19 protein-coding genes and 2 pseudogenes are annotated in these 22,198 nt (G+C 71.5%); 8 read left to right on the top strand and 13 right to left on the bottom strand.

Annotated elements, in window-relative coordinates; all coding sequences use genetic code 11:
- Window positions 1–105 precede the first annotated feature (105 nt).
- Window positions 106–1,104, top strand: coding sequence for a small ribosomal subunit Rsm22 family protein (locus OG293_RS26210; RefSeq protein ID WP_406001226.1), 999 nt, complete (start codon window positions 106–108; stop codon window positions 1,102–1,104).
- A 213-nt stretch (window positions 1,105–1,317) separates the two neighbouring features.
- Window positions 1,318–2,070, top strand: coding sequence for a bifunctional DNA primase/polymerase (locus OG293_RS26215; RefSeq protein ID WP_406001227.1), 753 nt, complete (start codon window positions 1,318–1,320; stop codon window positions 2,068–2,070).
- 155 nt (window positions 2,071–2,225) lie between these two features.
- Here OG293_RS26215 and OG293_RS26220 read toward each other — a convergent pair whose 3' ends face one another.
- The 6 genes and pseudogenes from OG293_RS26220 to OG293_RS26245 all read right to left on the bottom strand — a co-directional run.
- Entirely contained in the window at window positions 2,226–3,206 is a 981-nt protein-coding gene (locus OG293_RS26220) for a hypothetical protein (RefSeq protein ID WP_406001228.1), read from the bottom strand.
- Window positions 3,094–4,077, bottom strand: a complete 984-nt coding sequence (gene efeU, locus OG293_RS26225) for an iron uptake transporter permease EfeU (protein WP_406001229.1) — start codon at window positions 4,075–4,077, stop codon at window positions 3,094–3,096. The genes OG293_RS26220 and efeU overlap by 113 nt, the downstream gene beginning before the upstream one ends.
- A gap of 16 nt (window positions 4,078–4,093) precedes the next feature.
- Window positions 4,094–5,341 (bottom strand): iron uptake transporter deferrochelatase/peroxidase subunit, encoded by a 1,248-nt coding sequence (gene efeB / locus OG293_RS26230; RefSeq protein ID WP_406001230.1) that lies wholly within the window; start codon window positions 5,339–5,341, stop codon window positions 4,094–4,096.
- A 23-nt stretch (window positions 5,342–5,364) separates the two neighbouring features.
- Complete coding sequence (efeO, locus tag OG293_RS26235; protein ID WP_406001231.1) at window positions 5,365–6,504, bottom strand: iron uptake system protein EfeO; 1,140 nt, start codon at window positions 6,502–6,504, stop codon at window positions 5,365–5,367.
- Between the two features lie 151 nt (window positions 6,505–6,655).
- Window positions 6,656–7,494, bottom strand: a pseudogene (locus OG293_RS26240) (heme ABC transporter ATP-binding protein).
- Window positions 7,491–8,267, bottom strand: a pseudogene (locus OG293_RS26245) (FecCD family ABC transporter permease); the annotation flags it as partial. The pseudogenes OG293_RS26240 and OG293_RS26245, both read right to left, overlap by 4 nt.
- A gap of 64 nt (window positions 8,268–8,331) precedes the next feature.
- Here OG293_RS26245 and OG293_RS26250 point away from each other — a divergent pair.
- On the top strand, window positions 8,332–8,979 hold the full coding sequence (locus tag OG293_RS26250; RefSeq protein WP_406001232.1) for a PhzF family phenazine biosynthesis protein: 648 nt from the start codon (window positions 8,332–8,334) through the stop codon (window positions 8,977–8,979).
- Here OG293_RS26250 and OG293_RS26255 read toward each other — a convergent pair.
- Window positions 8,969–9,637, bottom strand: coding sequence for a heme oxygenase (biliverdin-producing) (locus OG293_RS26255; protein ID WP_406001233.1), 669 nt, complete (start codon window positions 9,635–9,637; stop codon window positions 8,969–8,971). The genes OG293_RS26250 and OG293_RS26255 overlap by 11 nt on opposite strands.
- Before the next feature lie 142 nt (window positions 9,638–9,779).
- Complete coding sequence (map, locus tag OG293_RS26260; protein WP_406001234.1) at window positions 9,780–10,637, bottom strand: type I methionyl aminopeptidase; 858 nt, start codon at window positions 10,635–10,637, stop codon at window positions 9,780–9,782.
- Window positions 10,638–10,695: 58 nt separating this feature from the next.
- Between map and OG293_RS26265 the strand changes: the two genes are divergently transcribed.
- The gene (locus OG293_RS26265; RefSeq protein WP_406001235.1) at window positions 10,696–10,926 is read left to right on the top strand and encodes a hypothetical protein; all 231 of its coding nucleotides are present in this window, start codon (window positions 10,696–10,698) and stop codon (window positions 10,924–10,926) included.
- A 352-nt stretch (window positions 10,927–11,278) separates the two neighbouring features.
- Here OG293_RS26265 and OG293_RS26270 read toward each other — a convergent pair whose 3' ends face one another.
- Window positions 11,279–11,884 carry a hypothetical protein gene (locus tag OG293_RS26270; protein WP_406001236.1) on the bottom strand — a complete coding sequence of 202 codons (606 nt, stop codon included), beginning with the start codon at window positions 11,882–11,884 and terminating at the stop codon, window positions 11,279–11,281.
- Window positions 11,885–11,978: 94 nt separating this feature from the next.
- Here OG293_RS26270 and npdG point away from each other — a divergent pair, with 94 nt between their 5' ends.
- Both npdG and OG293_RS26280 read left to right on the top strand, forming a co-directional pair.
- Window positions 11,979–12,692, top strand: a complete 714-nt coding sequence (npdG, locus tag OG293_RS26275) for an NADPH-dependent F420 reductase (RefSeq protein WP_406001237.1) — start codon at window positions 11,979–11,981, stop codon at window positions 12,690–12,692.
- A gap of 63 nt (window positions 12,693–12,755) precedes the next feature.
- The gene (locus tag OG293_RS26280; protein ID WP_406001238.1) at window positions 12,756–12,947 is read left to right on the top strand and encodes a hypothetical protein; all 192 of its coding nucleotides are present in this window, start codon (window positions 12,756–12,758) and stop codon (window positions 12,945–12,947) included.
- On the opposite strand, the gene OG293_RS26285 is transcribed toward OG293_RS26280, so the two are convergent.
- Window positions 12,937–13,740, bottom strand: coding sequence for a site-2 protease family protein (locus tag OG293_RS26285; RefSeq protein WP_406001239.1), 804 nt, complete (start codon window positions 13,738–13,740; stop codon window positions 12,937–12,939). The two genes, OG293_RS26280 and OG293_RS26285, sit on opposite strands and share 11 nt — an antisense overlap.
- Window positions 13,741–13,867: 127 nt before the next feature.
- Here OG293_RS26285 and OG293_RS26290 point away from each other — a divergent pair, with 127 nt between their 5' ends.
- Complete coding sequence (locus tag OG293_RS26290) at window positions 13,868–17,431, top strand: BTAD domain-containing putative transcriptional regulator (protein ID WP_406001240.1); 3,564 nt, start codon at window positions 13,868–13,870, stop codon at window positions 17,429–17,431.
- Between the two features lie 13 nt (window positions 17,432–17,444).
- Here the strand turns inward: OG293_RS26290 and OG293_RS26295 are convergent, their stop codons facing one another.
- From OG293_RS26295 to panB, 3 genes are all read right to left on the bottom strand, one after another.
- Complete coding sequence (locus OG293_RS26295) at window positions 17,445–18,299, bottom strand: ABC transporter permease (protein WP_406001241.1); 855 nt, start codon at window positions 18,297–18,299, stop codon at window positions 17,445–17,447.
- Window positions 18,296–19,288 carry an ATP-binding cassette domain-containing protein gene (locus tag OG293_RS26300; protein ID WP_406001242.1) on the bottom strand — a complete coding sequence of 331 codons (993 nt, stop codon included), beginning with the start codon at window positions 19,286–19,288 and terminating at the stop codon, window positions 18,296–18,298. The genes OG293_RS26295 and OG293_RS26300 overlap by 4 nt, the downstream gene beginning before the upstream one ends.
- Before the next feature lie 248 nt (window positions 19,289–19,536).
- Window positions 19,537–20,397, bottom strand: a complete 861-nt coding sequence (gene panB / locus OG293_RS26305; protein WP_406001243.1) for a 3-methyl-2-oxobutanoate hydroxymethyltransferase — start codon at window positions 20,395–20,397, stop codon at window positions 19,537–19,539.
- A 160-nt stretch (window positions 20,398–20,557) separates the two neighbouring features.
- Between panB and OG293_RS26310 the strand changes: the two genes are divergently transcribed.
- Entirely contained in the window at window positions 20,558–22,153 is a 1,596-nt protein-coding gene (locus OG293_RS26310) for an MFS transporter (RefSeq protein ID WP_406001244.1), read from the top strand.
- Window positions 22,154–22,198 lie beyond the last annotated feature (45 nt).

A 22,198-nucleotide genomic window follows, 5' to 3' on the forward strand; every position in this document is an offset into this window, starting at 1 on the left:
GCAGGGCCGGCACGGTCACCCGGCCACCAGGTGCGCGGCCCTCTGTCGCATGGTTCCCCTCGACGGCATGCGGGGGCGCGGGTGCGGGGTGTCTAGACTTTTCCGGTGAACGCCACTCTCCCCACCGCGGACGTCCTGCGCAGCGCCCTCGCCGCCCTTCTGGACGGTCTGCCGCCCACGCAGGCGGCGCAGGCCGTCGACCGGCTGATCGCCAACTACCGGGGGACCACCCCGACCGACGCCCCGGTGCTGCGGGACCGTTCCGATGTGGCCGCCTACGCCGCGTACCGGATGCCGGCGACGTTCGAGGCAGTGCGCTCCGCGCTCGTCGCCCTGCGGGCCGCGGCCCCCGAGTGGACCCCCTCGACGCACACCGACATCGGCGGTGGCACGGGCGCGGCGAGCTGGGCGGTCGCCGAGGCGTGGGAGGAGGACGCCCCGCGCACCACCGTCCTGGACTGGGCCGAGCCGGCGCTGGCGCTGGGCCGTGAACTGGCTGTCGCCTCCGGCGTTCCCGCGCTGCGCGCCGTCGCGTGGCAGCGCTCCCGGATCAGTGCGGCGCTCCGTATCGAGAGCACCGATCTCGTGACCGTCTCGTACGTCCTGAAGGAGCTCACCGACAAGGACCGGGCCGCCGTCGTCACCGAGGCGGCCCGCGCGGCGCAGGCCGTGGTGATCGTCGAACCCGGCACCCCCGACGGCTACGCCCGGGTGATCGAGGCCCGCGACCGGCTGATCGAGGCGGGTCTGACGGTGGCCGCGCCCTGCCCGCACAGTGCGGCCTGCCCGATCGAGCCGGGTACGGACTGGTGCCATTTCGCGGCCCGGGTCAGCCGTTCCTCGCTGCACCGCCAGGTCAAGGGCGGCTCGCTGCCGTACGAGGACGAGAAGTTCAGCTATGTCGCCGCCGTCCGCTTCCCGGCCGTACCGGCGCCGGCGCGGGTCACCCGCAAGCCACAGATCCGTAAGGGTCTGGTGCTGCTCGACCTGTGCACGGACGCGGAGGAGCTGCGCCGCGAGACGGTCACCAAGCGGCACGGCGGGCTGTACAAGGCGGCGAGGGATGTGGCGTGGGGCGACGACTGGCCGCCCCACGACCAGTGACGCTGCCGCGGCAGTGCCCAGGGCGCCCGACTCGACCCCCACGCGTACGCCGACGCGATCATCGAGTACGCACTCCACGGCCTCGCCCGCGGCCCGAGAGGTGCAGGAATATGCCGACAGGCCCCCCGGTTGGGGAGCGTGGCCACCCGGGGAGCAGGATGGTGGGACGATGGCAGGGTCCGCCAGGGGCGAGCGTGAGGTCTGAGGAGATAGATGGGCGACGGTAAAGACCGCTACCGCGGCACGGAGAACAGGCCGTCCCGGCAGAGCCGGCTGAATCAGTGGCTGCGCCGACGCCCCAAGGACACCGAAGCCGACGACTCCCGCCGTGTGCCCCTGCTGCTGGCCGCCGCCGCCGCGGGACTGCCGCTCGCGCCCGCCGCGTACCCCGTCTCCTACCGATGTTCCTGTGAGCGGATCGGCTGTCCGACGCCGGGCCGCCACCCCGTCTCGTTCGCCTGGCAGACGCAGTCCACCACCGACCGCGCCCAGATCGAGCGCTGGGCCAAGGGCCAGCCGGAGGCGAACTTCATCACCGCGACCGGCATGGTCCACGATGTCCTCGACGTTCCGCTGGAGGCCGGCCGCAGCGCACTCGGGCGCCTGCTCGACCAGAACATCGAGGTCGGCCCGGTCGCCGAGGACGGCGGTGACCGGATGCTGTTCTTCACCGCCACCCGCGGCACCCCCGAGGACGAGGACGAGTGGTGGCCCTGCGAACTGGACTGCCACCCCGAGACGATGGACGAGCACCCCGGGCTGCGCTGGCACTGCCGCGGCAGCTATGTGCTCGTACCGCCCGCGCGGCTGCCCGGTGATCTTGAGGTGCGCTGGGTACGCGGGCTTGAGCATCCGCTGCCCGACCCGCTGACGCTGCTGGAGACGCTGACGGACGCCTGCGCGAAGTGGGCGGGCGAGACGGAGGGCGCGGACCGGCACCAGGTGGCCTGGCCGCTCGGCCGCTGAGCGGTCGCCCCACAGGGCCCTGAGCCTCTTGGCCCCCGGTCCATGCGCTCTGAGCTCGTCGGCCGGGAGGACCGCTCAGCCCCTCGGCCCGGCAGGGCTGGGCCCACGCCGGTGATCGGTGAACGGGCCTGGGGCTCCGGGGCGCGGCGCCGCGGCTACGACCCCTTCGCCGCCGTCAGGCCCGTCAGCCGGCCCAGCACATCGACCTTGCCGCTCTCCGGGCCGCCCGCGGGCACCGTCACCACCTGGCTGGAAATCCGCTCCTTGGTGACCGTCGACGTCACATTGCCCGTCAGCAGTGCCTTCACATCCGGGTGGATCTTCAGCCGTACGCCCTTCGCGGCGGTCTGCCGCTCATAGTTGCGTACGGTGAAGAAGACCAGCGCGTCTCCGTCCTCCATGACGAACCCGAGCGGCCCGAAGTTGTCGGAGTCCAGCGGCTGGTCGATGTACTGCGTCGTCATCCCCGGCAGATTCGCCTCCTGCGTGCGCGAGGTGCGCCAAGCCGAGGTGTGCGGTCCGTCCTTGAAGTGCTCGGGCCTTCCGCTCTGCATGTACGAGGAGTACTCCTCGCTCAGACTGCGGGGAGCCACCGCCAGCGCCGCGCTCTCCGGCGCGACCGGCACGGCCCAGCCGTCCTCGTCGGTCTTCAGGGCGGGGATCCGCGAGGGGTTCATGATCGCCAGGTACGCGGCCCGCCACAGCTCGTCCACGCCGTTGCGCACGAAGACCAGCACCCAGCGGTTGTCCAGAGCGCCCTCGTCCTGGTCGCGGTTGGAGTCGACGTCGGCGAGGAAGAAGCGCGGCCAGCCGGCCTTCTTCGGGATGGTGAACTTCGCGTCGGTCAGCTCCAGCGGCACGTGCTGAGGGTTGCCGCCCGGGTAGTTGACGCTGCGGGCTCTGAGACCGGCCTGGTTGATCGCGCCGAGCGCCCCGGTGACGTACGCGGCGTCCAACGCGGGGTCATAGGCCTTGTCGGCCTTGTTGTACGCGTCGGTGAAGTCCTTGAGCGCCCGAGCGGCCTCAGCCTGCGTCGCCGCCGGTATGATCTCCCGCTCCCCGTGCACCGTCACGCAGCCGCTCGCCGTCAGCGACACCGACGTCAACACTCCGAGCCCCGCCACTGCCCGGTGCATCCGTCCCGCCCGACTCAGACTTCTCATCGGTTGCCTTCTGCTCCTTTACCCCCACTGACCGTCCGAACCCTACCGGGGCAAGGAAGATCGCGAGCGTCGGGATCAGATACAGCGCCCACACCGTGACTTGGACCACGGTCGGATCGGGCTGGAAGTTGAAGACACCCTTCAGCAGCGTGCCGTACCAGCTGTCCGGCGGGACGGTCTCGCTGATGTCGAAGGCCTTGTTCGCGAGGCCGCCCAGGAAGCGGGCCTCCTGCAGGTCGTGGACGCCGTACGCGAGCACGCCGGCCGCCACGACCACCAGCATTCCGCCGGTCCAGGTGAAGAACTTGGCCAGGTTGATGCGGAGCGCGCCGCGGTAGAAGAGCCAGCCCAGCACCATCGCGGTGGCGATGCCCAGCAGCACACCCACCAACGGGCTCTGGGCGCCGCCCTCGTCGGTGGCCGCGCGGACCGACGCCCACACGAACAGCGCGGTCTCCAGACCCTCCCGGCCCACGGCCAGGAACGCCGTGGCGACCAGGGCGCCCGTGCCCATCTGCAGAGCCGCGTCCAGCTTGCCGTGCAACTCGCTCTTCAGATGCCGCGCGGTGCGCCGCATCCAGAAGACCATCCAGGTCACCAGGCCCACCGCGACGATCGACAGCGAGCCGCCGAGCAGCTCCTGAGCCTCGAACGTCAGCTCCTGCGAGCCGAATTCGAGCGCGAAGCCGAAGCCGAAGGAGATCGCGACCGCGACTCCGATGCCGATCCAGATCGGGCGGAGCGCGTCTCGGCGCCCGGTCTTCACCAGATAGGCGATCAGGATGCAGACGACGAGGCTGGCCTCCAGGCCCTCCCGCAGACCGATCAGATAGTTGCCGAACACGGCGGGTCCCTTCGGATCAGGAGAACAGCGCCCGGCCCCACCAGTCGCCCTTGTCGCGGACGCCCGGCGGGACGGCGAACAGCGCCGAACCCACGTGCTGGATGTACTCGTTGAGGGCGTCGTGCGCCGCCAGCGAGCGCTGGACGGGGATGAAGCCCTGGCGGACGTCGCGCTGGTACGCGAGGAAGAACAGCCCCGCGTCCAGGCGGCCCAGACCGTCCGTGCCGTCCGTGAACGAGTAGCCGCGGCGCAGGAGCCTCGCGCCGCCGTTGGTGTCCGGGTGTGCGAGCCGCACATGCGCGTCCGGCAGCATCGCCTTCAGGAACGGCTCGTCGCGCTCCTTGGCCTTGCCGACCGGAGCGCCCTCGCCCTTGTCGCGGCCGAAGATGTCCTCCTGCTCGCTGAGCGGAGTGCGGTCCCAGGTCTCGATGTTCATCCGGATCCGGCGCGCCACCAGGTACGAGCCGCCGGCCAGCCAGCCCGCGCCGTCCTTCTCGGTGACCCAGACGTGCTTGTCGAGCGCGGCCGTGTCCGTGCCGGCGATGTTCCGGGTGCCGTCCTTGAAGCCCATCATGTTGCGCGGGGTCTGTGCCTCGGGCGTCGTCGACGAGGTCTTGCCGAAGCCCAGCTGCGACCAGCGCACCGCGACCTTGCCGAAGCCGATCCGGGCGAGGTTGCGGATGGCGTGCACCGCGACCTGCGGGTCGTCGGCGCAGGCCTGCACGCACAGGTCGCCGTCGCTGCGCGCCGGGTCCAGGTTGTCGCCGGGGAACGTCGGAAGCTCGGCCAGGGCCGCCGGGCGCCGGCCCTCCAGACCGAAGCGGCCCTTGGCGAACAGGGAGGGGCCGAAGCCGATGGTGAGCGTAAGCCGGGAGGGCTTGAGACCGAGCGCCTCGCCGGTGTCGTCCGGCGGCGCCTCGGCGAGACCGCCGAACGCGCCCTCGCCGACCGCCTGTCCCGCCGCCATCCGCTCCGCGGCCCGCGTCCAGTCCTTCAGCAGCTGTATCAGCTCGGCGCGGTCCTTCGTCTTCACATCGAAGGTCGCGAAGTGCAGCCGGTCCTGCACGGCCGTGGCGATGCCCGCCTGGTGCGCGCCGTGGAACGGCACCGCGGCGCCGCTCTCGGCGGCGGGCACGGCCGTGTCCCCGCCCGTCAGTACGGCCGCCGCACCGCCGGCCGCGGCGGCGCCGAGCGCGAGGCCCGCACCGCCCCAGCCGAGCAGCGAACGACGGGACGGAGCCTGAACGCCGCTCTCCTCGGACATCTTGTTCCCCTCCTGGCTCACGACTACTTCACAACCGCGGCGGCGAGCTTGGACAGCGGCTCCGCGAGGGCGTTGACCGCATCGCTGAGCTCCTTGCGCTCCGCCTTGCCGACCTTGTCGTACGAGGTGAACTCGTACGAGGTGGTGTTCGGGCGGTACTTGTCGAGGAGCTTGTTCAGCGCCGCGAACTGCTTGTCCAGCTCGACGGTGAGCGCCAGGTCGTTCTTCTTCGCGTGCGCCTTCAGCAGCTGGTACGACATCTCCGCACCCTCGACGTTCGCCTTGAAGTCGATGAGGTCGGTGTGGCTGTAGCGCTCCTCCTCACCGGTGACCTTGCCGGTGGCGACCTCGTCCAGGAGTTCCTTGGCGCCGTTGGCCATGGAGGTCGGGGTGATCTCGGCCGTGCCGACCTTCTTCTGCCAGACGGTGAGGTCCGCGACGAGCGTGTCCGCGAGGGCCTTCTCCTCGGGGCCGAGCTTCTTGTCCTGCCACAGCGCCTTCTCCAGGCGGTGCCAGCCGGTCCACTTCTGGCCCTTCTCCAGGCCGTCCTCGCGGACGTCGACCTTCGGGTCGATGTCACCGAACGACTCGGCGACCGGCTCGGTGCGCTCCCAGCCGATGCGGGAGTCGGCGTACGCCTTCTTGGCGGCCTCGATGTCGCCGGCCTTCACGGCGGCGGTGAAGACCCTGACCTTCGGCATGGTCTGCTCGGCCTGAAGCAGTACGTACTTGCGGTACGCGGCGACCGCGACATCCAGCTCCGGGCTGCGCTTGGCCGCCGTGCCGCCGGTGACCTCGACCTTCTGGCGGATTCCGTCGCCCTTCATACCGGGCTTGCAGGCGATCTCGTACGAACCGGCCTTCACCTCGGCGGTGAGCTTCTGCTTCGTCCCCGGACCGATGTTCTCGCGCTCGGAGACGATGCGGTCGTCGGGGAAGAGGATGTAGACCTCGGTGACCTTCGAGCCCTTGTTCTCGATGGCCAGCTCGACGTGACCGGCCGGGAACTCCTTCTTGGAGACCTCGCAGGCGTCGTCCTTCGCGGTGACGGTGATCGCGCCGTCGCCGCCCTTGGCTTCGCTCTTCTCGGAGCAGCCCGTGACGGCGGTCAGGGCCGCCACGGTGGCGGCGGCGGTGACGACGGAGAGACGGACGGCTCGCATACGGGCTCCACTGAGGACGTGTACCGGGTTCTGGCGGTGAGGCGGACCTAACTTAACCGAGGCTTACCTCAGCAATACCCACCCGCCCAGTGATGTAGCTCTCAAATCCCGGCCCGAGACACGGCACTGTCACGGCGAGGTCAAGTGAGGGTCAAGTGTTCCGTTTCGGCACGACCAGCGGTGCCCCGCTCGACGGGTGAGGGAACACCTCGACCGGCTGGCGGTAGACACGGCTCAGCAACTCGTCCTCGAAGACCGTGGCGGGCGGGCCGTCGGCCGCGATCCGTCCGGCGTGCAGCACGGCGACCCGGTCCGCGTACGCGGCGGCGAGTCCGAGGTCGTGCAGGACGACTACCACGGCGTCCCCGGCCGTGGCGCGCTCCCGGCAGATCCGGAGCACCAGCTCCTGGTGGCGCAGGCCGAGCGCGGCCGTCGGCTCGTCGAGCAGCAGCGGTGGGGCGCGCTGGGCGAGCACCCGGGCGAGGGCGACCCGGGCACGTTCGCCGCCGGACAGCGCGGAGAAGGAGCGGGCCGCGAACGCCTGCACCTCCGTGGCGGCCATCGCCGTGGCCACCGCCGAGTCTTCCTCCTCCTCGCGCGCGGTGCCGGCCCACGGGGCGCGGTCCATCCGTACGACCTCCTCCACCGGAAAGGGAAGGAGAGGCCGGCCGACTGGGGCAGCACGGCCCGGCGCAGGGCCAGTTCGGGCGCGGACAGCTCCGCCGCCGGGCGGCCCATGATCCGTATCCGGCCCTCCGCGGCGGGCAGATCGCAGGCCAGGGCGGCGAGCAGCGTCGACTTCCCGGCGCCGTTGGGTCCGACGAGCGCGAGCACCTCACCGGCACGGGCGTCGAGGTCGATACCGCCGAGCACCTCCCTTTGCCCGAGGCGCACATGCAGTCCGCGCGCCTCGGCGAGACAGCTGCCGTGCGCGGGGGCGGCGGGCAGCTCACGCCCGCGCGCCGCGAAGAGGCTCTTCAGGGCGTTCACGCCCAACCACCTTGCTTGCGACGGGTCCTGCGCAGCAGCCAGAAGAAGAACGGGCTGCCGAACAGCGCGGTCAGCACACCGAGGGCAACTCGGCGGGCTCGGCGACGGTCCGGGCCGCGAGGTCGCCCGCGACCAGCATCAGCGCGCCGCCGAGCGCGCTGCCCGGGACGAGATACCGGTGACCGGGCCCGTGCGCCATCCGCAGCAGATGCGGAACGAGCAGCCCGACGAACGTGATGATCCCCGCCACGGCGACGGCGGCCGCGGTGAGCAGCGCCACGACCAGAACGAGGGCGATACGCAGCCGCTCCACGTCGACGCCGAGATGGCGGGCGGGGCGTTCGCCGAGGGCGAGCAGGGTCCAGTTTCCGGGAGTGGAAGGGGGCGACGGCCGGCCCGGCGAGCGCGCACGGCAGGACGGCGAGCACCCGCGGCCAGGTCGCCTGGGAGAGCGAACCGAGCTGCCAGAAGGTGATCTGGGTGATCTGGGCGTTGTCCGCGAAGAAGATGAACAGGCCGATGAGGGCGCCCGCGAAGGCGTTGACGGCGATGCCGGTGAGGATGAGCGTGACGACCTCGGTCCGGCCGCCCGAGCGGGACAGGGCGTACACGACGAGGACGGTGACCAGCCCCGCGACGAACGCACAGGCGGTCACGGTCCAGTTGCCGAGGAAGCTCAGCCCGAGGGCGAGGGCGCCGACCGCGCCGACGGCCGCCCCGGAGGCGATCCCGATGATGCCGGGCTCGGCGAGGGGATTGCCGAAGACGCCCTGCTCGCCAGGGGGGGTATGACCTGGCCGACAGCGGGTCAGGGGCGCCTGGTGCTTGAATGCCGGAGTGAACGAACTCGACGTACTGAGCGTCTTCTGCGGGCACGACGGAAGCCACGGCAACAAGCTGGGAGTCGTGCGCGACGGCCGTAGGTTTCCCGACCAGGACTCCCGGCAGGCCCTGGCCGCCGAACTCGGCTTCAGTGAGACCGTCTTCGTCGACGACCCCGAGCGCGGTCGCCTCGACATCTACACCCCGGGGCTGCGGCTGCCCTTCGCCGGGCACCCGCTCGTCGGCACCGCCTGGCTGCTCGACATCGAGGTCCTGGAGCTGGAGGTCGGCGAGATCTTCTCCAGACAGGACGGGGAGTTCACCTGGATCACGGCCCGCCCCGAATGGGCCCCGCCGCGCATTCTGCGGCAGTACGCCTCCGTCGAGGAGGTCGACGCGCTGCCCGCTCCGCCGCCCGGCGAGGGCTGGCTGTACGCCTGGGCCTGGCAGGACGAGGCCGCGGGGCGGGTCAGGGCCCGCGCCTTCCCGCGCCGGGGCGACGGGATCGTCGAGGACGAGGCGACCGGCGCGGCTGCCCTGCTGCTCACCGCGGAGCTGGGCCGCGCCCTCAACATCACGCAGGGGCGCGGCTCGCAGCTGCTGACGGCACCGGCGCCGGACGGCACGATCGAGATCGGCGGCCGGGTCGCGTTCACGCGCTGAGCGGGAACAGCGCTCCCAGCTCCCGGAACACCGCGCCGTTGTGCTCGAAGGCCCGCCTGCACTCGTCGACGATCCGCTGCTTCTCCAGGTCGTCGGCGTTCACCGCGTCCAGCAGTTCGCGGTAACGGCGCTTGAACGCCGCCGGGTTCGGGATCTGCTCGAAGACGTAGAACCGCACTCCGTCGCCCTTGCGCGCGAAGCCCCAGGCCCGCTCGGCCTTGTCGCGGATGATCTGGCCGCCGGAGAGGTCGCCGAGGTAGCGGGTGTAGTGGTGTGCGACATAGCCCGCGGGCCAGCCGCGCGCGCATTCCATGACCCGGGCGGCATAGGCGGCGGTCGCCGGCAGGGGTGCGAGACCGGATTGCCAGTCCGCGCCGCGCAGATGTCCGAGATCGCGCTCCAGCTCCGCCGTGCGCATCAGCGCGGGCTGGATGAACGGCCCCGCGACCGGGTCGTCCCTCAGTGACTCGGCGCCCACCTCCAGCGCCCGGTAGACGAACCACAGCTGCTCGGTGTAACGCGCGTACGCGTCCAGGCCGAGCCGTCCGCCCAGCAGGTCGCTCATAAAGGTCGAGGTCTCGGCCTCGGTGTGCTGGGCGTGCGAGGCGACACGGATGACCGTCGAGAAGGGCGTACCGGTGGGGGCGGTGGCGTCCAAGGCGGACCTCCAGGGGCCGGTGGGACGGGAAACGAAGGGGTGACGGCGAGGGCGGTTGCCCTCGCCGAGCTTCCTGCTTAGGCTTACCTAAGTCAATGTGTTCCCGACGTCCTGTCGGTAAAAACCCTACGCGCCCCGCGGATCACGGCAAGGTGAGAATCTCCGTGCCCGTCTCCGTCACGACCAGGGTGTGCTCGAACTGCGCGGTCCGCTTCCGGTCCTTGGTCACCACGGTCCAGCCGTCCTCCCACATGTCGTACTCGTGCGTGCCGAGCGTGAGCATCGGCTCGATGGTGAACGTCATGCCGGGCTGGAAGACGGTCGTGGCGTGCGCCGCGTCGTAGTGCGGAATGATCAGCCCGGAGTGGAACGACGAATTGATCCCGTGCCCGGTGAAGTCCCGCACGACCCCGTAGCCGAAGCGCTTGGCGTACGACTCGATGACCCGCCCGATGACATTGACCTGGCGGCCGGGCTTGACGGCCTTGATGGCGCGGTTCAGCGACTCCCGCGTCCGCTCGACGAGCAGCCGCGACTCCTCGTCGACGTCGCCGCAGAGATAAGTGGCGTTGTTGTCGCCGTGCACGCCGTTGATGTACGCGGTGACGTCCAGGTTCACGATGTCACCGTCGCGCAGGACGGTCGAGTCGGGGATCCCGTGGCAGATGACCTCGTTGACCGACGAACAGAGCGACTTGGGGAACCCGCGGTAGCCGAGCGTGGAGGGATAGGCGCCGTGGTCGCACATGAATTCGTGCGCGACCCGGTCCAGTTCGTCCGTGGTCACGCCGGGTGAGATGTGCTTGGCGGCCTCCTCCATCGCCTGCGCGGCGATGCGACCGGCGATGCGCATGCGCTCGACGGTGTCGGAGTCCTGGACCTCCGGCCCGGTGTACGGCGTCGGCGCGGGCTTCCCGACGTACTCGGGGCGCCGGATGTTTCCGGGGACGGAGCGGGTGGGAGAGAGCTCCCCTGGTACGAGCAGCGACTGGCCAGACATGCCAGCGAGTCTAACCAGGGGCGATGGGGCAGCATGGCTCCAGAGGAAGGAGCCGACGATGGCCCTGTTCAAGAAGCGTACGGCCGGGAAACCGGGCGAGTGGTACTACTGCCTGCAGCACCAGAAGGTCGAGGAAGGCCCGGAGTGCCCGGCGAAGGACCGCTTCGGCCCGTACGCCACGCGTGAGGAGGCGGAGCACGCGATGGAGACGGCGCGGGAACGGAACCTGGAGTGGGAGACGGACCCGAAGTGGCACGAGAAGTCGGCGGGGTCCGACGAGGGCGCATAGGGCTGCGTCCCCGTGCCGTTCGGGCGCTGTCCTCGATCGCCGGTCCGGCCTGGGTCCGGGCCCGTCGGCGATTCGAGGGCCCGGCCGGAAACCGAACCCCGTCGGTGACCGAGGCGTGGTCCGCGGGGGAGCGGGATGATCCTCGTCGGCGAACCCGCGCCCGCGTCCGGCGCCCGCGCCCGCGTCCGGCGCCCGCGCCCGCGTCCGGCGCCCGCGCCCGCGTCCGGCGCCCGCGCCCGCGTCCGGCGCCCGCGCCCGCGTCCGGCGCCCGCGCCCGCGTCCGGCGCCCGCGTCCGGTCGACGGCGGTCCACCGGCGGGTCGGTGGCGGTCCACCAGCCGGACGACGGAGATCTACCAGCGCGGCGGTGGCGGTGACGTCAGCTGGTCCGCGAGCCGCGAGAGCCGGTCCCTCAGCCGCCGCCGGCCGCGCGGCGCCGGGACCACGTTCTCCCCGGCCGCCGCGCTGACCAGATGCTGCACCGTGTCGATGTCGACCTCGTCGCCCCGCTCACCCACCGTCAGCGTCTCGTGCGCCAGACCGTGCACCTCCGGGTCGCCGCCGTCCAGGGCCAGCACCGTCGCCCCGGCCCGCCGTGCGTCGTGCACCCGTTCCAGGAGCCCGGAGTCCGGCCGCGCCGGCGCCACCACGAGCAGCGTCTCGCCGCGCCGTGCCGCCTCCAGCCTGCCGAGACCCACCGCCAGCTGCGCCGGGTCGCCGGGCCGCACCCGGTGCCGCACCAGCGTCGGCGTCAGCTCCGGCTGCCCCGACCAGGCCGCCTCGTCCACGAGATGCGCCGCCAGATGCCACGGCTCGTACTCCTCGGTGCCCACCAGCAGCAGCCCGCCGCCGTACGGCACCACCGACGACCGCAGCACCCCGGCGAAGCGCCGGGTCGCCGCCGGCCACTGGGTCCCGGCCAGGACTTCACGCAGCAGCGCGACGCGTACGGCATCCATGGGCCCGCATCCTCCACCACAGCCGTGCCGGACGGGCCCGGTTGCGGCCGCCTCACTCGATCGGGGGGCGCATACCAGGAAGTAAGGTCGGCCCATGACTTCTACTGACAGTGCAGGCACCGCGCCGAAGGCCCCGGCCAAGGACCCCTGGGACCTTCCTGACGTTTCCGGCCTGGTCGTGGGTGTTCTCGGCGGCACCGGTGACCAGGGCCGCGGGCTCGCGTACCGGCTGGCCAGGGCCGGGCAGCAGGTGATCATCGGGTCCCGGGCCGCCGAGCGCGCCGGGACCGCGGCCGCCGAGCTGGGCCTCGGCATCGAGGGCGCCGACAACGCCGAGTGCGCCCGGCGCAGCGACGTGGTGATCGTGGCCGTGCCGTGGGACGGGCACGCCAAGACCCTGGAGACGCTGCAGAAGGAGCTCGCCGGCAAGCTCGTCGTCGACTGCGTGAACCCGCTCGGTTTCGACAAGCAGGGCGCGTACGCCCTCAAGCCGGAGGAGGGCAGCGCCGCCGAGCAGGCCGCCGCCCTGCTGCCGGACTCGCGGGTCACCGCGGCCTTCCACCATCTGTCCGCCGTGCTGCTGCAGGACACGTCGATCGAGGAGATCGACACCGATGTGATGGTGCTGGGCGAGGCGCGCGCGGACACCGATCTCGTGCAGGCGCTGGCGGGCCGTATCCCCGGCATGCGCGGGGTCTTCGCAGGACGGCTGCGCAATGCCCATCAGGTGGAGTCGCTGGTCGCCAATCTGATCTCGGTGAACCGCCGCTACAAGGCGCACGCGGGTCTGCGCGTCACCGACGTTTAGGCGCGGGCGGGGTATGGGGGACACTGGACGGGCCGTACACCACCCCGACAGGAGCCGTGCCCCATGCCCCGCCTCGCTCTGTACTCCCTGGCCGTCTGCGCGCTCGCCGTCGCCGCGGCGGTCGTGTCCTTCGTCCAGGGAATGTGGTTCGGGATCGTCTGGGTGCTCCTGGCCGGGCTCTCCTCGAACATGGCCTGGTTCTACCTGCGCCGGGCGAAGGCCGAGCGCGAGGCCGCCGGCCCGGCTAGCGGTTGAGGACCGACTCGCAGAGGTCGCTGGTCTGCCAGAAGCGGTAGAAGTCCTGGCCGCAGTACGTCTCGGAGCCGCTGACGCCCAGACCCCGCAGGATCGCGTCGATCATGTCGAAGAACGCGTGGTTCACCTCGGGGACGAACAGCAGGCCGAAGACGGCGAGCAGCCCGAAGGGCGCGAACGGCTCGACCTGACGGCGCACACCGTGGGAGAGCCAGGGCTCGATCACGCCGTACCCGTCCAGGCCGGGGACCGGCAGGAAGTTCAGGATCGCGGCCGTGACCTGGAGCAGCGCCAGGAACGCCAGCGCGAACCGGAACACCACCGGCACGCCGTCCAGCGCATCCAGCCAGAAGGGCGCGGTGCACACCACGGCGAACAGCGCATTGGTCAGCGGCCCGGCCGCCGAGATCACGCTGTGCTTCCAGCGCCCCTGGATGCGGCCCCGCTCGATGAAGACCGCGCCACCGGGCAGACCGATACCGCCCATGATCACGAACACCACCGGCAGCACGATGCTCAGCAGCGCATGGGTGTACTTCAGGGGGTTGAGCGTCAGATAGCCCTTCGCGCCGATGGAGATGTCGCCGCCGTGGAGCGCGGTGCGCGCGTGTGCGTACTCGTGCAGACACAGCGAGACGATCCACGCCGAGGTGACGAAGAGGAACACGGCGACGCCGGGGACGGCCGCGAAGTCCGTCCACACCGCCCAACCGGTCACCGCCATCACGGCGACGATCCCGAGGAAGACCGGACTGATCCTCCGGTCGCTGTGGCGGGAGGTGTGGGTGGTCATGGGCGCGGCTCCAGGGAAGGGACGGGACGTGCGGATCGACCGTACCGGTGACGTGGGGAGAACGTCCCACGGCGGTGCAGGGGTTCCTGCTGCGCGAACCCGGTCCGTCACCGGGGACAATGGGCGGGTGCGCTATCGGGTTCTCGGCACCACACAGGCTCTTCACGACGACGGCACGCCCGTCGCGCTCGGCGGTGCGCGGCTGCGCGCGCTCCTTGGCGTGCTGGCCCTGCGGGCCGGACGCGGCGTCCCGGTCGGCATCCTGGTCGACGAGGTGTGGGACGGTGATCCGCCGGCCGACGCGGTGCGCGCGGTGCAGGCGCTCGTCGGGCGGTTGCGGCGGGCGCTGGGGCACGCGGCGGTCGCCTCCGTGGACGGCGGCGGGTACCGGCTGTGCGCCGAGGGCGACGACGTGGACCTGCACCGCTTCGACCGGCTCGCGGGCGAGGGCGCGCGGGCGCTGGAGGAGGGCGACGCGGTGAAGGCCGCCGCCCTGCTCGACGACGCGCTGGTGCTGTGGCAGGGGCCGGTCCTGGCCGACCTGCCCGGGCGCGGGTCCCTCGCCGCGCGCTGGGAGGCACGTCGCCTGGATGCCCGCCGTGCCCGCCTCGCGGCGGCGCTGACACTGGGCCGCGCCGAGGAGGCGCTGCCCGAACTCGTCGCGCTGTGCGAGGAGAAACCGCTGGACGAACGTGTTCAGGCGCTGCGGCTGCGGGCTCTGCGCGACTCCGGGCGGGCGGCGGAGGCGCTGGCGGCGTACGACGAGATCCGCCGGGTGCTCGCGGACCGGCTGGGGACCGACCCGGGGCCTGAACTCACCTTCCTGCACGGCGAGTTGCTGCGTCCCCAATGGACCACCGAGACGGGCGCTGGACCGTCCACCGGTCCCTCCCTGCCCGGAACCGGCACACCTCGGGCGCACACGCCCGCAGTCACCGCAGTGCCGTCGGGCGGCGAGCCGACGCCGCTGGGGGCCGCCCCGGATACGGCCCGGCACGGGACGGCGGGGAGGCGGGCCGGAAATCTGCGGGCCCGGCTCACCTCCTTCGTCGGGCGCGACGCCGACATCGAAGCCATCCGCGGCGACCTCGCCCATGCTCGCCTTGTCACCCTCCTGGGACCCGGCGGCGCCGGGAAGACCCGGCTGTCGCAGGAGGCCGCCGAACGGGCCGTCACCGCTGCGGAGAACCCCTGGCCCGATGGGGTCTGGCTCGCCGAACTCGCGCCCGTGGACGACCCCGAGACCGTCCCGGAGGCCGTACTCACCGCGCTCGGCGCACGCGAGACGGTGCTGCGCGGCGCCGGCGCCGAGGAGCTGCGGGCCGCCGAGGGGTACAGCGACGACGCCTTCGTACGGCTGGCCGAGCACTGCGCACGCCGCCGCATGCTGCTCCTCCTCGACAACTGCGAGCATGTCGTCGACGCCGCCGCCGCCCTCGCCGAACGGCTGCTGGAGAGCTGCCCCGGTGTGACCGTGCTGGCCACCAGCCGGGAACCGCTGGGCGTGCCGGGTGAGTTGGTGCGGCCGGTGGACCCGCTGCCGGACCCGATGGCGCTGCGGCTGTTCGCGGAGCGCGGGGCCGCGGCGCGGCCGGGCTTCCGGACCGAGGACGACCCGGAGGCGTCCGCGGAGATCTGTCACCGGCTCGACGGGCTGCCGCTGGCCATCGAACTGGCCGCCGCCCGGCTGCGGATGCTCACGCCCCGGCAGATCGCCGACCGCCTCGACGACCGGTTCCGCCTGCTGACCAGCGGAAGCCGCACCGTACTCCCGCGCCAGCAGACCCTGCGTGCCGTCGTCGACTGGTCCTGGGACCTCCTCGACGACGCCGAACGCGCCGTCCTGCGAAGGCTGTCGGTCTTCGCGGGCGGCTGCGACCTTTCCGCGGCCGAGGCCGTCTGCGCCGACCCGGCCCAGCTCCCGAACCCGGCCCAGCTCCCGAACCCGGCCCAGCTCCCGAACCCGGCCCAGCTCCCGAACCCGGCCCAGGCCCCGAACCCGGCCCAGGCCCCGAACCCGGCCCAGGCCCTGACGGTGGACCGGAGCCCGGCCCCGGGCAGCGGCGCGCAAGCTCTCGACGTCGCCGACGTGCTCGGCCTTCTCATCGACAAGTCCCTCGTCGTCGCCGCCCCCACCCCCGACGGCGAGATGCGCTACCGCCTCCTCGAAACCGTCGGGGAGTACGCCGCCGAACGGCTCGACGAGGCAGCCGAACGCGCCGCCGTCGAGCGTCAGCACCTCGTCCACTACCGGGAGGTGGCCCGCGCCACCGACCCCCTCCTGCGCGGCGCCGGCCAGCGCGCGGCCATCGACCTGTTCCAGCGCGAGTACGAGAACCTGCGCACCGCGCTGCGCCGCGCCGTGACCGCCCACGACGAACAGGAAGCCCTCTGCCTCGTGCTCTGTCTGTCCTGGTACTGGCAGATGCGCGATCTGCGGACCGAGGCCCGCCACTGGGCCACAGCCGCCGGCGAGCTCGGCCCCGACCCCTTCGCGCCGCCGGTGGCCCCGGCCCCCGCCGTCTCCGAACGGTTCACGGACCGGCCGCCGCCGATGTCGCCCGAACTGCTCCAGGAGGCCCGGCGCGGTGCCGCGCTGATCCGGATGGTCTTCATGGACTACGACGTGGACGAGTGGACAACCCCGGGGCAGCTGGAGCGGCTGCGCGGGATCACCCAGGCCTACCGGCCCGGGCTCCCGCAGACCTGCCGCCCACCGGGCTCGCTCTGGTTCTTCGCCGTGGTGATGACCGGAGACACCGACCGCCTCCGGAGTCTGCTCGACGGGACCGTCCGGGCCTGCCGCGACTTCGGATACGAGTGGGAGCTCGCCTCGTCCCTCCAAGCACGGGCCAATGTCCTTGCCAACCGGAGCGAGTGGTCGGGCGACGCGTCCGTCGACGCGGACGAGGCACTGGGGATCTTCGTCCGCCTCGGCGATGCCTGGGGCGCCGCCGAGGCCCTGTCCGCGCGCGGCGAGGCCCACGAACGCAGCGGCCGGTACCAGGAGGCCGCCGAGGACTTCACGGCCGCCGTCGCCTACGCCGAGCAGATCGGCGCCCAGGCGCAGACGGCGGTCCTGCGCTCCCGCCTCGGCGGCATCCTCCTGGAGATGGGGGAGGAGGAGCGTGGAGAGGCGCTCATCCGTGACGTGCTGGCCGACCATCTGGGCGTGGGCGGGGAGCCGACGGCCTTCGCCCGGCTCTACCTGGCCCTGTGGCTGGGCCGCACCGGCCGCACGCGGGAGGCGCGCGCGGAAGTCGAGCTGCTGCTGGCGCAGTTCCAGTCCAACACCATGGCGATCTTCGAAGGCATGGTGACCGGGCTGCTCGCCCGGCTCGACCTCATCGACGGCGACCACGGACAGTCGCTGCGAAGGGCGGGCCATGCGCTGGACAAGGCGCGCGATCCGCTGACCCTCATGGTCGCTCCGCACATGCCGTCGCTGCATCTGGTCACCGGGGCAGGCGCGCTGGCGCTCGGACACCCGGAGCGCGCGCGGGACGCCGCCCGGCTGCTGGGGACTTCCGACGCCCTGCTGCCGGACGGCCACTTCTCCGCCGCGTACGAGCGGGAGAGCCGCGCCGAGGCGGAGACGGCCGTACGTGCCGTGCTGGGCGACGCGGACTACACGGCCGCGTACGCCGAGGGCGGCCGCCTCACGCTCGACGAGGCAGCCGCCCTGCTGTGACGCCCTGGGGCGATCAGGTCTTCTTGCGGAACCTTGCGACCGCGAGCGGCGCCGTGACCAGCGTGATGCCGACCGACCAGGCGAGGGTCATCCACACGGAGTGGGCGACCGGGCCCCCGTTGATCAGGCTCCGAGCCGCGTCCGCGAGGTTGGACAGCGGGTTGTAGTCGGTGAAGTTCTGCAGCCAGCCGGGCATCGTGGTCGGCGGGGCGAAGATCGACGAGCCGAACTGGAGGGGCATCAGGACGAGCATGGCCACTCCCTGGACGGCCTGGGCCGTCTTCATGGTGAGACCGAGCAGGATGAAGATCCACATCAGCGAGGCGCCGAAGACCATGGACAGCGCGACCGCGGCGAGCAGTTCGAGAACCGAGGTGTGGATCTGGAGACCGAGCATGAAGCCCATGGCGAGCAGGACGGCCGTGGCGACCGTCATCCTGCCGACCTCGACCACGATCTTGGCGATGAGTACGGACGAGCGGGCGATCGGCATGGACCGGAAGCGGTCCATCACGCCCTTCTTGAAGTCGTCGTTGACGCCGGTGCCGACGGCCATGGCGATGTTCATGCCCATCATCGCCATCATGCCGGGGACCACGTAGTTGACGTACTGCTGCTGATTGCCCTTGCCGGAGATCGCGCCGCCGAAGACGTACACGAACAGCAGCGTGAAGATGATGGGCATCAGCAGGGCGTCGAACATCGACTCCGGGTCCTGCTTGATCTGGAGGGCGTTGCGGCGCACGAGCGCGCCGATGTGCCGCAGATTTCCCCGCAGTCCGATCCGTCCCTCGCCGGGCGGCGGGCCCTTCACGGGGGCGGGCGCCGGTGCGGACGGACGGGCGGTGGTGGCAGTTGCCGTACTCATGCGGCGACCTCCTCGTCGATCGTGTCGGACACGTGCGCCTTTTCGCCGGTGATGGCCAGGAACACCTCGTCCAGGCTGGGCAGATGGGTGCCGATGTGGGAGATGCCGAAGCCCCGTGCTCCCAGCAGGCCGACGACGGCGGTCAGTTGCTCGTCGCTCAGGATCGGCACGTACAGCAGTCCCTCGTCGTGCACGGGGGTCGCACCGGCGATCCCGTCCAGGCCGGACTCGCCGAGCGCGCGGGCCATCTCGGTCAGCTGCGCGGGGTCGCTGGGGCGGACCTGGAGGGTTCGGCCGCCGATCCTGGCCTTCAGCTCGTCGACGCGGCCGTTGGCGATGACCTGCCCGCGGTCGATGACCGTGAGCTCGCTCGCGAGCTGCTCGGCCTCCTCCATGTACTGGGTGGTGAGCAGCACGGTCGCCCCCTCCGCGACCATGCGCTGCACCTCGTCCCACACCTCGTTGCGGGTACGGGGGTCGAGGCCGGTCGTCGGCTCGTCCAGGTAGAGGACGGCCGGGCTGCCGATCATCGAGGCGGCCAGGTCGAGCCGGCGCCGCATACCTCCCGAGTACTGCATCGCGGGCCGCTTGGCCGAGTCGGTGAGCGAGAAGCGCTCCAGCATCTCGTCGGCCCGGCGGCGGGCGTCCTTGCGGGGCAGGTCGAGCAGCCGCCCGATCATGTACAGGTTCTCCCAGCCGGACAGCTTCTCGTCGACCGAGGCGTACTGCCCGGTCAGGCCGATCGTGCGGCGCAGCTGCCGCGGCTGCTTCACCACGTCGTATCCGGCGACGACCGCATGGCCGGCGTCCGGGGTGATGAGCGTGGAGAGGCAGCGTACGAGCGTGGTCTTGCCGGCACCGTTCGGGCCGAGGACACCGAGGACGGTGCCCTCGCGGACGTCGAGGTCCACCCCGTCCAGCGCCTTCGTCTCGCCGTAATGCTTCACGAGGCCTCGTACCTCGACGGCGTTCTTGTCGATTCGCGTCATGGCCCCTACAGTGCCTGGCCCCGCCTACAAGCTGCCTACAGGCCGCCGACAGCCTGCCGACAGAAGGTGAACGCTTCATCGGTAGCTGAGAAGCCGCAGGTCAGGGGAGGGGCGAAGGAGGACCGACGGGCGGCGGTTCACCGGTCGATGACCGCCGCAGGGCCGCCGCAGGGCCGCGGCCGGGCACGCGCAAGCCGACGGCCCGCCGATGGGGGATGTCGGCGGGCCGTCGGTCGTGCCGGAAGTGGCTAGTGGAAGGTGTGCTCCTCCTGCGGGAACGCCCCGCCGACGACGTCGGAGGCGAAGGCCTTCGCCGCGTCGCCGAGCGTCTCGCGGAGGTTGGCGTACTGCTTGGTGAAGCGCGGCACCCTGCCGCCCGTCAGCCCGGCCATGTCGGTCCAGACGAGGACCTGGGCGTCCGTGTCGGCGCCGGCGCCGATGCCGATGGTCGGGATGTGCAGACTGCGGGTGACCTCGGCGGCCAGCTCCGCCGGTACCAGCTCCAGGACGACGGCGAACGCGCCCGCGTCCTGCGCGGCCTTGGCGTCGCGGACCAGCCGGTGGGCCGCCTCGTTGTCACGGCCCTGGACCCGGTAGCCCATGGTGTTGACGGACTGCGGCGTCAGCCCGAGATGCGACATGACGGGGATGCCGGCCTGCACCAGCATCTCGGTCTGGCCCAGGGAGCGCTCGCCGCCCTCCAGCTTGACCGCGCCGACGCCCGCGTCCTTGATCAGCCGGGTGGCGTTGCGCAGGGCCTGGACCGGACCCTCCTGGTACGAGCCGAAGGGGAGGTCGGCGACGACGAGGGCACGCCGGGTGCCTCGGACGACGGCCGCGGAGAGCACGGCCATCTCGTCCATGGTGACCGGCACGGTGGTCTCGTAGCCGAGGTGGCAGTTGCCCATGGAGTCGCCCACGAGGATGACCGGGATTCCGGCCTCGTCGAAGACGGACGCGGTCATCGCGTCGTATGCGGTGAGCATCGGCCACTTCTCGCCGCGCTCCTTGGCGGCGGTGATGTCGTGGACCGTGATGCGGCGAGTGCCCTTGCCGCCGTACAGCGCCTTGCTGCTGTCGGTGGGCTTCTGGGCAGCCTGAAGCGTCATGGCTAACGGCTCCTTCGTCATCTCGAGGCGCCCTGACGGCGTCCCCGGATCTCCTCCATGGTGGCACCTCGTGCCACCCGGACGGAAGAGGACCCGGTTGTTCGGTAAAGTGTTCCTATACGAGACGGTCTCGTATCGAAATGAGGCTAGGGTGGCGCTCATGTCGATTCCGTCCGGCGCACCTGCCGTACCCCGCATACCCGAAGCCGTCCACCGCCGCCGCTGGGCGATCCTCACCGTCCTGATGTTCAGCCTGCTCATCGTGGTGCTGGACAACTCGATCCTGAACGTCGCGGTCAAGACGATCGCCAGCCCCGAGCCCGTCGGCATCGGCGCCACCCAGAGCGAGCTGGAGTGGGCGATCAACTCCTACACGCTCGTCTTCGCCGGACTCCTCTTCACCGCGGGTCTCTTCGGCGACCGCATCGGCCGCAAGAAGGTCCTCCTCTTCGGCATCCTCGTCTTCGGCGCGGGGTCCGCGCTGGCCGCGTTCTCCGGCTCGCCCGGCGAGCTCATCGCCTACCGCGCCCTGATGGGCTTCGGCGCGGCCTTCGTGATGCCCGCGACGCTCGCCGTGCTGATGAACGTCTTCGAGCGCGACGAGCAGCCCAAGGCCATCGGCATCTGGGCCGGCAGCGTCGGCTTCGCCATCGCCGTCGGCCCGATCACCGGCGGACTGCTCCTGGAGCACTTCTGGTGGGGCTCGATCTTCCTGGTCAACGTCCCGGTCGTGATCGTCGCGCTGATCGCCATGGCGATCCTGGTGCCCGACTCCAAGGACCCGAACCCTGGACGCATCGACCCGATCGGCGTGGCACTCTCCGTGATCGGCCTCGTCCTGCTGGTGTACGGCATCATCCGCGGCGGCGAGCTCGCCGACTTCACCATCCCCTCGGTGCTCCTCCCGATCCTCGGCGGCCTGGCCGTGCTCGTCGGCTTCGTTCTGCACGAGAAGCGCAGCGACCACCCGGCCATCGACATCGACTACTTCAAGAAACCCGCCTTCTCGGCCGCGGTCGCCGCCATCGCGCTGGTCTTCTTCGCGCTGATGGGCGTGACCTTCTTCTCCGCCTTCTACCTCCAGAGCGTGCGCGGCTACAGCGCGCTCGACTCCGGGCTGCTGATCCTGCCGCTGGCCATCGCCCAGATGGTCTTCGCGCCACGTGCCCGGCTCGTCGTCGACCGCTTCGGCGCGCGGGCGGTCTGCACGGCGGGCATGCTCCTGGTCGCGGTGGGCCTCGCCGCCTTCGCCTTCTTCGACGCGTCCACCCCGCTGTGGGTGCTCGAAGTGGTCTTCTTCGTGCAGGGCGCGGGGATGGCGCACATCATGACGCCGGCGACGGTGTCGGTGATGCAGGCTCTGCCCCGGGAGAAGGCCGGATCCGGTTCGGCGATCAACAACACCTTCCGCCAGGTCGGCGGGGCCCTGGGTGTCGCGGTTCTCGGCTCACTGCTGTCCACCCAGTACCGGGGCCAGATCGAGGGACATCTCGACGCGGTTCCGAGCGGGGCGCGGGATGCTGCGGGTGAGTCGATCGAGGCGACGCTCGGGGTCGCGGAGAAGCTCGGCCCCGCGGGCAAGGCGCTCGTCGCGCCCGCGCACGACGCGTTCCTGAGCGCGATGCATCTGACGGCGTTCGCCTCGGCGGGCGTGGCACTGGTCGGCGCGCTCGTGGTGCTGCTCTTCCTGCCGGGTGTACGGAAGCCGGCACCCGCGGCGGATTCCGAGCCGGAACGGGAGAGCGCCGGTCGCTGACGCACGGCCCGTGGTCCGTCAGCGAGAATTGGCGGCGATGACGAC

This window comes from Streptomyces sp. NBC_00829 (assembly GCF_045161795.1).
Classification (GTDB): Bacteria; Actinomycetota; Actinomycetes; order Streptomycetales; family Streptomycetaceae; genus Streptomyces.